Source organism: Kitasatospora sp. NPDC024654 (assembly GCF_055559155.1).
Map to the genome: position 1 here is coordinate 45,891 of NZ_JBVHLF010000014.1, position 14,101 is coordinate 59,991.

Below are 14,101 nucleotides of genomic sequence, written 5' to 3' on the forward strand. Positions count from 1 at the left end.
TCCTACCCCCCCTCCCCCCTACCGACCAACCCCCCCCCCCCCCCCCCCCCCCCCCCCCCCCCCACCCCCCCCCCTCCTACCCCCCCCCCCCCCCCCCCCCCCCCCCCCTCTCCCCCCCACACCCCCCCCCCCCCCCCCCCCCCCCCCCCCCCCCCCCCCCCCGGGCCTCTTCGCCGAGCGGGTCACCCAACCGCGGACCAGGGGGTCCGCACCGGTCAGGCCGTGGCGGTGTAGTCGTAGAAGCCGCGGCCGGACTTGCGGCCGAGCAGGCCGGCGTCGACCATCCGGGAGAGCAGCGGGGGAGCGGCGTAGAGGGGTTCCTTGTACTCGGCGTACATCGACTCGGCGATGGAGGCGATGGTGTCCAGGCCGATCAGGTCGCAGAGCCGGAGCGGGCCCATCGGGTGGGCACAGCCGGCTTCCATGCCCTTGTCGATGTCGGAGGCGGTGGCCACGCCCGACTCGAACATCCGGACCGCGGCGAGCAGGTAGGGGACGAGGAGGGCGTTCACCACGAAACCGGCGCGGTCGCGGGCGCGGATCGGCTCCTTGCCGAGGGCCTGGGTGGCGAAGGCCTCGACCCGGGCGGTGGTCTCGGCGGAGGTGGTCAGGGTGGGGATCACCTCGACCAGGCGCTGGACCGGGGCCGGGTTGAAGAAGTGCAGGCCGATGACCTGCTCGGGCCGGGTGGTGGCGGCGGCGAGCTTGACGATCGGGATCGAGGAGGTGTTGGAGGCCAGCACCGCGTCCCGGCGTTCGATCACCTGGTCCAGGGTCTGGAAGATCTGGATCTTGATATCCTCGCGCTCGGCCACCGCCTCGACGACCAGGTCGCGGTCGGCGAAGTCGGCCAGGTCGGTGGTGAAGGAGAGCCGGGACAGCGCCTCCTCGCGCTGCTCGGTGGTGAGCTTGCCGCGCTTGACCGCGGTGTCCAGGGAGTTGGTGATCCGGGTGCGGCCGAGTTCCAGTGCCTCGCCGCTGGCCTCCGAGACCAGTACGTCCAGCCCGGACCGGGCGAAGACCTCGGCGATGCCCGATCCCATGAGACCGCAGCCGACCACTCCGACGCGCGCGATGTCGCTCACTCACTTGCCTTTCGGGGTTTCCTACCGGACGGGGTCGCCGCCCATGTCGATCGACGGTACTACTCCGGGTGGCTGAACGGTCGAGGGGCCCGGGAGTTCCCGGCTTCGGCCGTTCGGATGAGGAGGGTCGGCGCACCCGTGTGCCCGGGGACGGTTGTCCGACCCGACCCGCCATGCTGGCCGCCTGCACGGGCGCTCGGGGCGCCGGTCGGTGGGGTTCAGGGAGCGGCGATGCACAGTGGGACGCTGGAGGGCCAGGTCGGCCTGGTGACCGGGGCCGGCCGGGGGATCGGGCGGGAGATCGCGCTCGGCCTGGCCGCCGAGGGGATGGCGCTCGGGCTGCTCGGCCGGACCCAGGAGACCCTGGTGGAGACCCTGCGGGAGTGCGTGCGGCAGGGCGTCCGGGGGATCGCGGTGGCGGCTGACGTGACCCGGCCGGGCCAGGTGCGCGAGGCGGTCCGGACCGTCGAGCGCGACCTCGGCCCGATCGACCTGCTGGTCAACAACGCCGGCCAGGTCGACCGTGCCGAGCTGCCGCTCTGGGAGGTGGACCCGGCCCAGTGGTGGCAGGTGGTGGAGGTCAACCTGCGCGGCCCGTTCAACCTCCTGCGCCAGGTGCTGCCGGGCATGGTGGAGCGTCGCCGCGGGCGGGTGATCAACCTCAACTCGGGCTTCGCGCTGCGCCCGGACGGCCGCTACACGGCGTACGCGACCTCCAAGGGCGCCCTGCTGCGGCTGTCCGACAACATCGCCGACTCGCTCGCCGCGCACGGTGTGGTGGTGCTGGACATCAGCCCGGGCGCGGTGGCCAGCGACATGACGGCCGGGATGCCGATGTTCGCGGACCGGAAGGAGTGGAACAGCCTGCCGTACATGGTGGCGGTCACGGTGGACGCCGCCCGGGGGCGGTTCGACGCGCTGCACGGTCGGTTCATCCACGCCGGGCGGGACAACCTGGAGCAGTTGCTCGCCCGGGCCGCGGAGATCCGCGAGCAGGACGCCCGGACGCTGCGCCTGCGCCCGTACGGCCCGGATGACCCGCTGGGGGACGAGGAGGGATGACGGGAAGGGTCAGGAACAGAGCCGGCTGGCGGTCACCGCGGTGAGGCCGCGGTCGGCCAGTCCGTCCAGGATGGCCGGCAGCGCCTCCAGGGTGCCCGGGTGGCCCATGTGCAGGGCCACGATCGAGCCGGCCCGGATGGTGTCGAGCACCCGGTTCTCGACGGCGTCGGCGCCGGGGTCGGAGTAGTCGATCGGGTCGAGGTCGTAGGAGAGGCAGTACTGGTAGCCCACCAGACGGGCCTGCCGCAGCACCTCGTCGGAGGCGAACTGCGCGGCGGAGGGCCGGAACCAGCGGCCTATCGAGCCGGTGAGCGCGCGCAGCCGGTCCGCGCAGCCGGATATCTCCTGGAAGGCCCGCTCCGGCGGCAGGCCGTTGATGTCGAGGTGGTTGAGGGTGTGGTTGCCCAGTTCGTGGCCGCCGTCCAGGACCCGCTTGGCCATCTGCGGCTGTTCGTCGAGCCAGGTGCCGACGGCCAGCACGGTCAGCCGGGCGCCGTGCTGCTCGGCGGTCTCCAGCAGGGCGGTGGCCAGGTCGGGATCGCCCTGGCCGTGGAAGGTCAGCGCGACCTGTGGACGGGTGCGCGGACCGTTGACCACCTGGACCGGGGTACCCGGGGCCAGCGGGGGCTGGCTCGGCTGAGCGGCCGGCGACGGCTGTGCCGGCTGGGAGGGCGGTGACGCGGAGGGGCCGCCCGGCGCGAACGGGTGGGCTGTCGCGCCCTCGGTGGCGTGACCGGTGGGGCTCGCGCCGAAGAGCGGGTCGGCGGGGTGGCCGGCCGCCGCGGGTGCCGGGGCGGCCGGGGTGAAGGGGCGTGCGGGAACCGACGGGTCAGCGGGTATGGACTGCTGTGCCGGTGCGGCCTTCTGGCCGCAGTCGGACAACAGTCCGCCGGCCGCGGCGAGGGCGGCCAGCTGGGCGGTGGAGCGCAGCACGCTGCGCCGGTCGAGTGTCATCGCGGTCAGCTTAGGAAGGGTGGCTGGACTCGGCGATTCGGCGCGGGCCGACTGGTGGACGGGCCGACCGGTGGAGGTGGGGTGGGTGGGTGCCGGGCTGCGTCGGGGTTGGGCCGGCGCAGCCCGGCGAGGGCCCGGACCGCCCGTCGGGGGATCGGGCCGCGCGGACCGGCTCTGGGAGCTGCTTCATATCAGCTGCTAATCATGATATGACGTTAGCCTGGGTGAGCGACAGCCCTTTCGGGCACGATCTCGGCCGTCCGGCGTTGCTCTTCCCTCACAATCGGAAGATCCCGTACGAGAAGCCGTCGGCCCGGACCGTCCCGTCGCGCAACTCCACGCCGTGCGCCGCCAGTGGCTCCGCCGCACTCCCCAACAGCCTCTCGTCGAGCCGGAGTTGCGCGCCGTCCCGGCGCGGGTTGAGCACCACCAGGTGGTCGCCGCCGCGCAGGTAGGCCAACGGGTAGCCGCTGTGCAGGACTTCGACGCTCGCGCCGGTGCCGAGGGCGGGTGTGCGGCGGCGCAGCGCGATCAGCCGCTGGACGTGCCAGAGCAGCGAGCCGGTCGCCGCGCGCTGCTCGGCCACTGTCGGGCGGCCGGGATCGGGGTCGAGCGGCAGGTAGAGGCGGTCGGCGGGAGCGCCGGAGAAGCCGGCGTTGGCGCTGGAGTCCCACTGCATCGGGGTGCGCGAGCCCTGCCGCTGCTCGGTGCCGAGCTGGCTGCCCTCCTTCTCCGGCAGTCCCGGCAGGAACCGCATGCCGATCTCGTCGCCGTAGTAGATCACCGGCAGGGTGGGCCAGCTGAGCAGCAGGGCGAACGCCGGGGCGACCTGGTCGCGGGTGCGCGGGCCGCAGGTCAGCCGGGAGAAGTCGTGGTTGGCGGTGGGCAGCGCGACCAGTCCGCGGCCCTGGATCGCCGCGTCGGCCTGCTGCCAGGCGGCCACGAACTCGTCCGCCGAGCCGCGCCCCTCGGGGTCGAAGTAGCAGGGTTCACCGTGCGCCCAACTTCCTTGACTGCCAGTCCCGTTGTCCCAGAGCGAACGCATACCGCGGCCGGTGAAGTGCAGGAAGAAGTCGGCGTGCAGCCCGGCCGGGACGGAGAGCGCCGGATCGCCCCACTCGGCGAGCAGCACCCGGTCGGGGTGGTGGGTGTCCAGCCAGGACCGCATCTCCCGCCAGAGCGCGGCGGTCTCCCGGCGGCCCGGGTCGTCCTTGACCAGCGAGTGCGCCATGTCGACCCGGAAGCCGGCCACCCCGAGGTCGAACCAGTGCGCCATGACGGCCCGCAGCGCGGCCCGGTTGGCCCGCGGCCCGGGCGCGTCCACCGGTTGCCGCCAGGGTTCGGCGGGGTCGGGCCGGGCGTAGCCGTAGTTCAGCGCGGGCTGGATCGGATAGAAGTTGGCGCGGTAGAAGCCGCCGCGCCGGCCCTGGTTGGGGATCCACTCGCCGACCGGGGCGGTGATCCTGTCCGACCAGATGTAACGCTGGTCGGTCGGGTCGTGGGCGGCCTGCTGGAACCACGGGTGGCGGTGTGAGGTGTGACCCGGCACCAGGTCGAGCAGCACCCGGATGCCGCGCGTCCGGGCGGCCTCGACCAGCGCGGCCAGGTCGTCCCGGGTGCCGTAGCGCGGGGCGATGGCCAGGTAGTCGTCCACGTCGTAGCCCGCGTCGCCGAACTCGGAGCTGAAGCACGGGCTGAGCCAGACCGCGGTGACCCCGAGCCAGGCCAGGTGGTCCAGCCGCGCGGTCAGGCCGGGCAGGTCACCGATGCCGTCGCCGTCGGAGTCCGCGTAGCTCTGCGGGTAGACCTGGTAGAGCACGGCGTCGGCGAGCCAGGCGGGCGCGGCGGACGGGTGGGTCATCGGCGGCCTCCTCCGGGAAGCCGGGACACCGGGATGCCGGCGGGCCTCCCCGGCGGCCCGGGCGGTGTCCTGAGTGACCGCCAGCTTGCCACCCGACTGGTCCGACGGAGTGGAAAACCGGAGGATCCGCTCGGACTCCGTCAGATCCGCGCGTACGTGGCGATGTCGGCGGTGAACGCGTCGACCATGGCCGGGGTGACGGTCGGTCGGCACCGCTCGATCGCGGCCAGGTAGTCCTCGGTGGTCGCGCCGGCCGCCTCGACCGGGCCGGGGGTCGGCCGGGCCAGGTCACGCTCGAAGGCGGCCTGGGCGGCGCCGCGAGCCGCGTACTCGATGTCCGCCGGGGTGAACAGCTCGCTCGCCGTGACCAGTGCGTCGATGTCCACGCCCGCCCGGCCGGCCGCGTGCCGTCGCCACATCGCCGCGCGGGCCGCCGGGTCCGGAGTGCCGATCGGGATCAGGTAGTCGAACCGGCCCGGGCGCAGGAAGGCCGGGTCCAGCGAGCGGACCGAGTTGGTGGCGCAGACCAGCAGCCGCTCGTCCTGCTCGCGGAAACCGGGGATGATCTTCAGCAGCTCGTTGGTGATCCCGTGCGCCACGCCCCGCGGCTGCTCGCCGCGGGCCGGGGCGATCTCCTCCACCTCGTCGATGAAGACCAGCACCCGTTCCAGTTCGGCGATCCGGGTGAAGGCCTCGCGCAGCGCCGCCGCCAGGTTGCCCTGGTCGGCCAGCCGGGACGGCAGCAGCTCGACGAACGGCCAGCCGAGCCGGGAGGCGACGGCCCGGGCGAAGGTGGTCTTGCCGGTGCCGGGCGGGCCGAACAGGGCGATCGAGCGCGGCGGTCGCACGCCGTGCCGGGCGGCCAGCGCGGGCTCGGCCAGCGGGAGCACGATCCGACGCTCGATCAGCTCCTTCTCCGAGGTCATCCCGGCCACCTGCTGCCACAGGTCGCCCGGCAGCAGCCGACCGCCCAGCTCGTCCAGCACGTCCCGGGACGGGCCGCCGGCCGGTTCGGCCTTCTCGAAGTAGGCCGCCGCCGGGCGCCGGGTGTAGCCGGCGTTGCGCAGGCCCTCGCCGAGCAGTTCCTCCACCGGCAGCACGTAGGCGATCCGGCGCACCCGCAGGGTGACCAGCCGTCGCTCCAGCTCGCGCAGCAGCGCGCTGGCCAGACCGAGGCCGCGCCAGGCCGGCGCGATGGCGATCCGCATCACCCAGGCCCGCTCGCCGGCGACGCAGGCCAGCGCCGCGCCGACCGCCGCGCCCTCGTGGACCGCGACCACGGCCGGCTGTCGGGAGGTGAGCGCGTCGATGCACTCGGCCAGCGAGAAGACCGACTCCTGTCCCAGCTCGGCCGTGCTGTCGATCAGGTGGACGACGGTGGCGAGGTCGTCCTCGCGGTAGTCGTGGATCAGCCAGTTCATGGGGGACCGCCTCTCGCAGCGTGGGGCCCCGAGGGTAGGCCCCGGCACACGGAACAGGCGCGTGCCGCGGCGGACAAGCCGTGGCATGCGCCTGTACGGACCGGCTCTGGTGCTCAGGGCGAGCGCAGGCCGGTGAGGTGGGCGAAGACCACCACGTTGGAGGTGTAGTCCTTCTTGCCCTTGTCGTACGAGCCGCCGCAGGTGATCAGGCGGAGCTGGGGGTCGGGAGTGTCCTTGTAGACGCGGTCGTCGGGGAAGTTGTCCTTCTTGAAGATCTCGGTGCTGTCCACCGTGAAGGTGGCGGTGACGCCGTCGCTCCGGACGATGTCGAGGGTGTTGCCCTTGGCCAGCGCGCTCAGGCCCCAGAAGACGGCGGGGGAGGTCTTGGTGTCGACGTGGCCGAGCACGATGGCCGCGCCGGGGTCACCGGGGATCGCGCCGCCCTGGTACCAGCCGACCAGGTTGGTGTCGTTCGACGGGGGTGGGGTGAGTCCGCCGGCGGCGTCCAGGTCCAGCCCGGTGAACGGCGCGTTGACGCTGATCTGCGGGATGACCAGGCGGGTCGGACGGGTGCCCGGCGGGGCGAGTGCGGGGTCGGGCTGCTCCGGCTCGGCGGGGCTCGCGGCGGCCGGGTCGGGGGCAGCCGGGTCAGGGGCGGCCGGGGCGGGGAGGGCAGGCTCGGGGACGCCGGAGGCGCCGGGCTCGGCGGACTGCGAGCTCTGGTCGGCCACCGCGGGCGGCCGGAGCGGCCGGGGCAGCAGCGGCGCGGCGGTGCCGAGCGACTGGTGGATCATGAAGACGCCGAGCACACTGGCCAGGATGGCGACGACCAGCGAGCACCGGCGCAGGCGGCTCATCGGCTCGTAGCGGGGCGAGGCCCCGTCGGGCCCCGCAGGCTGCTTGGGCAAGGCAGGCGCCTTTCTGTGCGGGGGATCCCGGGAGTACCGGGGGTGGGAAATGGAAGCGCGCCCCGCGCGCCGAACCCCGAGGGGCACGGCGCGCGAGACGTCAGAGTTCCGCCGGACTAACGGACGGATCAGATGGCCGCGCCGTTCGACTTGCGGCGGCGGAGCGCCAGGGCACCGACACCGACACCGCCGGCGAGCAGGGCACTGCCGGTGGCCAGGCTGTGGTTGCCACCGACGGCCGCGAAGCCACCACCGGTGTGGACGCCACCGTGCGGACGACGGTGGTCGCAGCGGTCGCCGCCACGGTCGCCACCGCGGTCACCGCGGTCACCGCGGTCGCCCCCACGGCCGCCGCGGTCGCCACCGCGGTCACCACCGCGGTCACCACCGCGGTCACCGCCGTGGTCGCAGCGGTCACGGTCGCCGCCGTGGTCCTCGCGGCCGTGGTCGTGGCCGCCGTGCTCCTCGCGGCCCTCGCCACCCCTGCCCTCGTTGCCCTTGCCCTCGTTGCCCTTGCTCTTGCCGTTGTCGTTGTCACGACCGTTGTCGTCGTCACGACCGTTGTCGTTGTCACGACCGCTGTTGTGGTCGCCGGCCTTCATATCGTCCTGGCTGTTGCTTACCTTCTGGTCGCTCTTGGCACCCGGGTCGTCGGCGAAGGCGGCCGGGGCGGCCATCCCCAGAGCGGCAGCGATCATCGTTGCGGCGGCGAGCTGACGTACACGACGCATGAGTCGAATCCTTTCGCAGCACTCCCGGGTCGGCGACGGTCGTCGGCCTGAGGGAAGTCCCGGGTGGCGCTTTGACCACCGTTAATCACGCTCGGTCGCTCCGCCACTGCGGAGCGTGCAAACGTGTGACGCTCCGTCGGAGAACGGATCGCACTGGGTCACCCGGGTGGGGGTGGGGCGGGTGGTCCCTGGCGTCTGACGCGGCGACGGCGCACGCTGGAGAGGTACCTCAGGAGGTGAACGCGATGATGCACACGCTGGTCGGATGGCACATCGAGCTGGAGTTCGACGAGGTCGACAACAAGACCCGGGCCGCGGCGATGGTCCGGCTGCGGGACGGGACCGAACTGCGCGCCCACGGCTACACCAGTCGTCACCCGTCCGACATGTCGCAGCCAAGGGTCGGGGAGGAGATCGCGGCGGCCAGGGCGCTGCAGGATCTCGCCAAGCAGTTGTTCGAGAAGGCGCACGGCGAGATCGACGAGGCCTCCGGACACCGCAGCTATCCGCTCATGTAGCAAGGGAGTTGGACTCGCCGCCGCGACCCGCAGGGCTCGCGGCGGCGCCGTGTTTCCTGGTGAACGGCAACGGCCCTGGAGCATTGGTGAGTTGGTGCCGGTGGTGGCCAACTCGCTAGCCTCGGAGGGTGGGTGGCAACGGATGTTCCGAGCGGGGGGCCTGACGGGTCGGTATTGACATGTCTGGGTAATGTGCAGCTCGTGATACTCCGTCGCTCACGCCTGGTGGCCGTCCTCGCCACCCTCCTGTTCGGGCTCGCCGCCTCACTGGTCGCGCCCGCCTCGGCCCACGCGAGCGCCGTCCGCGATGGCGCCAGTCAGCCCGTCTACTCCTATGCCAACGCCGTCCGGGAGACCGTCTGGGTCGACACCGGACTCGACACCGACGGCGCCGGTCACCACGACCGGGTGGCCGCCGACATCATTCGGCCCAGCGAACCCGCCAAGGCCGGCCAGAAGGTCCCGGTCATCATGGACGCCAGCCCGTACTACTCGTGTTGCGGGCGCGGCAACGAGAACCAGGTGAAGACCTACGACAGCCAGGGCCACCCGGTCCAGTTCCCGCTCTTCTACGACAACTACTTCGTGCCGCGCGGCTACGCCGTGGTGCTGGTCGACCTGGCCGGGACCAACCGCTCGAACGGCTGCGTGGACGTCGGCGGCCAGTCTGACGTCGACTCGGCCAAGGCGGTCATCGACTGGCTGAACGGCCGGGCCACCGGGTACAGCGCGCTCACCGGTGGCAGCACGGTCAAGGCGAGCTGGGCCAACGGCACGGTCGGCATGATCGGCAAGTCCTGGGACGGCACCATCGCCAACGGGGTCGCCGCGACCGGGGTGGCCGGACTGAAGACCATCGTGCCGATCTCGGCGATCAGCTCCTGGTACGACTACTACCGCTCGCAGGGCGCGCCGCTCTACAGCGGCACCCCCGCCGACCTGGCCGGCGAGGTGGAGAGCCAGAGCGCCAGCGGCAAGTGCGGCGCCGAGCAGCGGCAGCTCGCCGCCGGCGCGCCGTACGACGGCGACTGGACCTCGCTCTGGCAGCAGCGCGACTACGTGGCCGCGGCGAAGAAGGTGAAGGCCAGCGTCTTCGTGGTGCACGGGATGCAGGACCTGAACGTTCGAACCATCAACTTCGGCCAGTGGTGGAACGCGCTGGCGGCCGACGGGGTGCAGCGGAAGATCTGGCTCTCCGAAACCGGACACGTCGACCCGTTCGACTACCGGCGCGCCGACTGGGTGAACACCCTGCACAACTGGTTTGACCACTACCTGCTGGGCGTGGACAACGGGATCCAGAACGCTCCGATGGCGGACATCGAGCACGCGCCGGACCAGTGGAGCACCGACGCGAGCTGGCCCGCGCCGGGCACGGTCACCAGCACCCTCGCGCTCAGCCCGGGCGTGCTCGGTGCGCCGGCCGGCAGCGGCACGGTCTCCTTCACCGACGACCCCGGCAAGGGCGAGAACACCTGGGCCGCCGAGGTGGACCAGAACACGCCGGAGAAGACCGCCTTCACCACCGGGCCGCTCACCCGGGACCTGCGGATGTCCGGCACCGGCTCGGTCACCCTGACCGTCACGCCCTCCACCACCAGCGCGCACCTCAGCGCGGTGCTGGTGGACCTCGGGCCGGCCACGATCCGGAACTACCAGGGTGCCGGCGAGGGCATCAGCACGCTGACCACCCGCTCCTGCTGGGGTGAGAGCACCGCCGGCGACAGTGCCTGCTTCCTGGACACCGCGGCCGACACCACCCAGGTGGAGGAGACGGTGTTCAGTCGTGGCTGGGCCGACCTGGGGCACTACGCCTCGCTGGACCACGGGGTGACGCTCACGCCCGGTCAGCCGTACACCATCACGCTGCAGCTGGCGAGTACCGACCACGTGGTGCCGGCCGGCCACCGGCTGGCGCTGATCGTGGCCGGGACCGACAACGGGCTGATCGACCCGCCGGACACCACCCCGACCGTCACTGTGGACCTGGCGAACTCGGCGCTGCACCTGCCGCTGGTCGGCGGAGCCGGCCGGCTGCCGGCGCCGGGGCGGCGGACCGGGGTGCCGGTCAGCGGGTTGACCGGCCGTCCGCACGGCTCGGTGAGCGACTTCCGCTGACCTGCCGGGGTGCGGGGCCGCCCAGGGAGAGCCCCGCACCCCGGTCACCAGGTGGGCGCGACCAGCTCCCCGGTGTCCGCTCGATGGACGGCGATCGCCTCCATCGGGCAGAGCTCGGCCGCCTCGGTGACCTCCTCGGCGGCGGTGGTGAGCTCGCGGCGGGGGTGCGCCCGGCCGTCCTCGCCGAGCGTCAGGTCGGCGGGCGCGGTGGCCGCGCACAGCCCGGTCCCCACGCAGCGCCCCCGGTCCACCCGGACCACCAGGGCCGGCGCCCGGTCCGCGCTCACCAGGCGGCCGGCAGGGTCAGCGGGCTGCGGGTGAGCAGTCCGCGCCGCCACTCGATCCGCTCGGGCGGCACGGTCAGCCGCAGCCCGGGCAGCCGGCGGGCGAGCCGGTGCAGCGCCAGTTCCAGCTCCATCCGGGCCAGCCAGGCGCCCAGGCAGTGGTGCGGTCCCGCACCGAAGGTCAGGCTCGGGGCGGGCAGCGGCGCGAACAGATCGCCCTCGAGCCCGGTCGGGTAGACCTCCGGGTCCAGGTTGGCGGCGCCGGCGTCGGCGGCCACCACGCTGCCCGCGGGAATGGTCACCCCGCCGATCTCGACGTCCTCGTTGGCGCGCCGGAGCAGGCCGGGCGTGGTCAGCTGGTCGCCCAGCGGGATGGTCCGCAGCAGCTGCTCGGCCGCCGCCGAGGCCTCCGCCTCGCCGGCCGCCAGCCGCTGCCAGTCGGACCGGGCCTCGGTCAGCAGGTAGACCAGGGCGTTGCCGAGCGAGGTCATGGTGGTCTCGTGGCCGGCCACCACCAGGCCGCAGACCAGCAGCACCAGCTGCTGCTCGGTCACCTCGCCGGTCTCGTCGGCGGCCTGGACCAGGCTGCTGACCAGGTCGTCCCCCGGCTCGGCGCGCCGCTCGGCGATCAGCGCGGCGGAGAAGGCCCCGAACTCGGCCAGCGCCTCCTGGACCGCCTCGGCGCTGTGCGCGGTGGCGGAGAGCGCGTGGTCGCTCCAGTGGCCGAGTCGCTTGAGGTCCAGCCCGTCCAGGCCCATCAGCCGGCTGATCACCGCGATCGGCAGCGGACGGGTGAAGGCGGCCACCAGGTCGGCGGGCTGTCCGGCGTCGGTGAGGTCGTTCAGCAGGTCCTCGACCACCGAGGCCACCCAGGGGCGCCAGCGGGCGATGGCGCGCGGTGTGAAGGCCCGCTGCACGGTGCGGCGCAGCCGCTGGTGCTCGGGGCCGTCCAGGTTGAGCATGCCCTCGGGGTCGTCGACCAGGTTCGGATAGGGGGTCAGGGCGGGCGCGTCGGGCGCGTAGAGCCCCGCGCGGCCGAGCCGCGGGTCGGTGAGCACCTGCCGGACGTCCGCGTGCCGCCGGGCGACCCAGACCGGCGTGCCGGTGCGCAGGGTGGCGAGGACGGGCGGGCCCGGCGGGGTCCGCCGCAGGCAGTGCAGCGGCATCAACGGGGTCTCGGCGGGCGCGTCGCTGTGGTCGAGGGACATCGATCCTCCTGGCGGTGAGCCGGTCCCCCCGACGGTAATCGTCTCGGCCGGGCTCAACCAGGGTGTTGTTTCAGCCACTTGATGTTCTCCGGTGTCCTCCTGTCGCGGGCGTGTGGCAGATCATCCGGCGGTCTTGACCGCTCCGCTTCGGCCCCGCAGAGTCTTCGTCATGTCCCTGTCCGGTTGTGGTCGACCGGACCGCCGTGGCCAACCGGGCTGTCTCCAAGAGGTGTTCATGAGCATGCGCAGGGTGGTGGCCGCGGCCGCCGGGTTCGTCGCACTGGTCGGGCTCGCCACGGCCTGCGGCCACGGCGGTGGCGCCGGTTCGTCCGGCACCGCCTTCGACGCCGCCACCTGCCAGGGCGGGACGCTGACCGTGCTGGCGCAGAACGGGCAGGGCAAGTTCGACCCCGCCGAGCTCTACACCTCCGGCGGTGGCAAGGTGCCGACCCTGGTCTTCCGCACCCTGACCACCCGCGACCACACCACCGGCGGGCCGGAGAGCGCCAGGGTGGTGCCGGACCTCGCCACCGACACCGGCGAGCCCAGCCAGGACGCGACGGTCTGGACCTACCACCTGCGGCCGGGGCTGAAGTACGAGGACGGCACCCCGATCACCACGCAGGACATCAAGTACGGGATCGAGCGCTCCTTCTCGCCGCAACTGCCGGGCGGGCCACCGTACCTGCGGGACTGGCTGGTCGGCGGCGAGCAGTACCAGGGGCCCTACAACGGTGGTGGCGACCTGGCCTCGATCGAGACACCCGACAGCGCCACCATCGTCTTCAGGCTCACCAAGCCCGAGGGCGACTTCCCGTACCTGGCCACCGCCACCCAGTTCGCCCCGGTGCCGCGCGACAAGGACACCGGGACCGACTACCAGAAGCACCCGATCTCCTCGGGCCCGTACGAGGTGGTCAGCAACGACAGTGGCAAGAACATCGTGCTGCGGCGCAACCCGTACTGGAGCCGGAGCATCGACGACCAGCGGCTGGCCTGCCCCGACAAGATCGTCTACACCTCGGGGCTCGACCCGGCGGTGATCAACCAACGGCTGGTGGCCAGTAGTGGCGACGACGCCCGTGCGGTCAGCGGCGACACCAACATCGACGCCACCGTGCTGGCCCGGCTGAACGGCGACCCCTCGCTCCGCAAGCGGGTCGCGGTGGGTGACTTCGGCGCCACCCAGTACCTGGCCTTCAACCCCAAGGTGCAGCCCTTCGACAACCCGCTGGTGCGGCAGGCGATCTCGTACGCCGTCGACCGCCAGGCGGTGATCAACGCGGTCGGCGGCAGCGCGCTGGCCAAGCCCGCCACCACCTTCCTGCCCGACCAGCCGGCCTTCGGCTACACCCCCTACGACTACTTCCCGGCCGGCCCGAGCGGAGACCCGACCGAGGCCAAGCAGGTGCTGGCGCAGGCGGGTTACCCGAACGGGCTGACCATCACGCTCACCCACTCCACCACGCCGGGGGACACCGGACCGGCGGTCGCCACCGCCGTGCAGCAGGCCCTGCAGAAGGCCGGCATCACCGTCAAGCTCGACCCGCTGGACGACGACGACTACCAGACCAAGACCCAACTCCCGTCCAGCGAACCGGGGTTCTTCATCGGAGGTTGGGGCGCCGACTGGCCCTCCGGCGGGCCCTTCCTGGCCCCGATCTTCGACGGCCGACAGATCCTCGAAGCCGGCGGCAACTTCAACTCCGCCCAGCTCGACGACCCGCAGGTGAACGCCGAGATCGACGCCGCCAACCGGCTCACCGACCCGGCCCGGGCGGCCCGGGCCTGGGGGGCACTGGACGCCCAACTCGGCAAGCAGGCCTGGACGGTGCCGCTCTACCACCCGATCTACCAGATGCTGGTCGGCAAGGACGTCAAGAACGCCTACGTCAGTCAGTGGAACGGGATGTACGACCTGTCCCGGATCTCGGTCAAGTAGGGGAGCCGG

The 14,101-nt window shown here is 72.8% G+C and carries 12 protein-coding genes; 4 read left to right on the forward strand and 8 right to left on the reverse strand.

Annotated elements, in window-relative coordinates; translation table 11 throughout:
• Positions 1-215 precede the first annotated feature (215 nt).
• Positions 216-1,085 carry a 3-hydroxybutyryl-CoA dehydrogenase gene (locus ACZ38L_RS11500; protein WP_465691618.1) on the reverse strand — a complete coding sequence of 290 codons (870 nt, stop codon included), beginning with the start codon at positions 1,083-1,085 and terminating at the stop codon, positions 216-218.
• Positions 1,086-1,316: 231 nt separating this feature from the next.
• On the opposite strand from ACZ38L_RS11500, the gene ACZ38L_RS11505 reads away from it, so the two are divergent.
• Positions 1,317-2,147 carry an SDR family NAD(P)-dependent oxidoreductase gene (locus ACZ38L_RS11505; protein WP_465691620.1) on the forward strand — a complete coding sequence of 277 codons (831 nt, stop codon included), beginning with the start codon at positions 1,317-1,319 and terminating at the stop codon, positions 2,145-2,147.
• 9 nt (positions 2,148-2,156) lie between these two features.
• Here the strand turns inward: ACZ38L_RS11505 and ACZ38L_RS11510 are convergent, their stop codons facing one another.
• The 5 genes from ACZ38L_RS11510 to ACZ38L_RS11530 all read right to left on the reverse strand — a co-directional run bounded on the left by ACZ38L_RS11510 (position 2,157) and on the right by ACZ38L_RS11530 (position 8,022).
• On the reverse strand, positions 2,157-3,101 hold the full coding sequence (locus tag ACZ38L_RS11510; RefSeq protein WP_465691622.1) for a polysaccharide deacetylase family protein: 945 nt from the start codon (positions 3,099-3,101) through the stop codon (positions 2,157-2,159).
• 277 nt (positions 3,102-3,378) lie between these two features.
• Entirely contained in the window at positions 3,379-4,962 is a 1,584-nt protein-coding gene (locus ACZ38L_RS11515; protein ID WP_465691624.1) for an alpha-amylase family glycosyl hydrolase, read from the reverse strand.
• 140 nt (positions 4,963-5,102) lie between these two features.
• A complete protein-coding gene (locus ACZ38L_RS11520) occupies positions 5,103-6,383 on the reverse strand; it encodes an ATP-binding protein (RefSeq protein ID WP_465691626.1) in 1,281 nt (426 codons plus the stop codon).
• Between the two features lie 113 nt (positions 6,384-6,496).
• Positions 6,497-7,291 (reverse strand): class F sortase, encoded by a 795-nt coding sequence (locus tag ACZ38L_RS11525; protein ID WP_465691628.1) that lies wholly within the window; start codon positions 7,289-7,291, stop codon positions 6,497-6,499.
• Positions 7,292-7,419: 128 nt separating this feature from the next.
• The gene (locus ACZ38L_RS11530; RefSeq protein WP_465691630.1) at positions 7,420-8,022 is read right to left on the reverse strand and encodes a hypothetical protein; all 603 of its coding nucleotides are present in this window, start codon (positions 8,020-8,022) and stop codon (positions 7,420-7,422) included.
• A 245-nt stretch (positions 8,023-8,267) separates the two neighbouring features.
• Between ACZ38L_RS11530 and ACZ38L_RS11535 the strand changes: the two genes are divergently transcribed.
• Both ACZ38L_RS11535 and ACZ38L_RS11540 read left to right on the forward strand, forming a co-directional pair.
• Positions 8,268-8,540: a DUF1876 domain-containing protein gene (locus tag ACZ38L_RS11535; RefSeq protein WP_465691632.1), complete on the forward strand. Its 273-nt coding sequence runs from the start codon at positions 8,268-8,270 to the stop codon at positions 8,538-8,540.
• Between the two features lie 201 nt (positions 8,541-8,741).
• The gene (locus tag ACZ38L_RS11540) at positions 8,742-10,658 is read left to right on the forward strand and encodes a Xaa-Pro dipeptidyl-peptidase (RefSeq protein ID WP_465691634.1); all 1,917 of its coding nucleotides are present in this window, start codon (positions 8,742-8,744) and stop codon (positions 10,656-10,658) included.
• Positions 10,659-10,702: 44 nt separating this feature from the next.
• On the opposite strand, the gene ACZ38L_RS11545 is transcribed toward ACZ38L_RS11540, so the two are convergent.
• Both ACZ38L_RS11545 and ACZ38L_RS11550 read right to left on the reverse strand, forming a co-directional pair.
• Positions 10,703-10,945: a ferredoxin gene (locus ACZ38L_RS11545; RefSeq protein ID WP_465691636.1), complete on the reverse strand. Its 243-nt coding sequence runs from the start codon at positions 10,943-10,945 to the stop codon at positions 10,703-10,705.
• On the reverse strand, positions 10,942-12,150 hold the full coding sequence (locus ACZ38L_RS11550; protein WP_465691638.1) for a cytochrome P450: 1,209 nt from the start codon (positions 12,148-12,150) through the stop codon (positions 10,942-10,944). Before ACZ38L_RS11550 ends, ACZ38L_RS11545 begins: the two co-directional genes overlap by 4 nt.
• 235 nt (positions 12,151-12,385) lie before the next feature.
• Between ACZ38L_RS11550 and ACZ38L_RS11555 the strand changes: the two genes are divergently transcribed.
• Positions 12,386-14,092, forward strand: coding sequence for an ABC transporter substrate-binding protein (locus ACZ38L_RS11555; protein ID WP_465691640.1), 1,707 nt, complete (start codon positions 12,386-12,388; stop codon positions 14,090-14,092).
• Positions 14,093-14,101 lie beyond the last annotated feature (9 nt).

What these genes read in the sequence shown, in the direction of transcription:
- ACZ38L_RS11505 (WP_465691620.1), top strand. Translation starts at nt 1,317, where the DNA reads ATGCACAGTGGGACGCTGGAGGGCCAGGTCGGCCTGGTGACCGGGGCC.
- ACZ38L_RS11510 (WP_465691622.1), bottom strand. Translation starts at nt 3,101, where the DNA reads ATGACACTCGACCGGCGCAGCGTGCTGCGCTCCACCGCCCAGCTGGCC.
- ACZ38L_RS11515 (WP_465691624.1), bottom strand. Translation starts at nt 4,962, where the DNA reads ATGACCCACCCGTCCGCCGCGCCCGCCTGGCTCGCCGACGCCGTGCTC.
- ACZ38L_RS11520 (WP_465691626.1), bottom strand. Translation starts at nt 6,383, where the DNA reads ATGAACTGGCTGATCCACGACTACCGCGAGGACGACCTCGCCACCGTC.
- ACZ38L_RS11530 (WP_465691630.1), bottom strand. Translation starts at nt 8,022, where the DNA reads ATGCGTCGTGTACGTCAGCTCGCCGCCGCAACGATGATCGCTGCCGCT.
- ACZ38L_RS11535 (WP_465691632.1), top strand. Translation starts at nt 8,268, where the DNA reads ATGATGCACACGCTGGTCGGATGGCACATCGAGCTGGAGTTCGACGAG.
- ACZ38L_RS11550 (WP_465691638.1), bottom strand. Translation starts at nt 12,150, where the DNA reads ATGTCCCTCGACCACAGCGACGCGCCCGCCGAGACCCCGTTGATGCCG.
- ACZ38L_RS11555 (WP_465691640.1), top strand. Translation starts at nt 12,386, where the DNA reads ATGAGCATGCGCAGGGTGGTGGCCGCGGCCGCCGGGTTCGTCGCACTG.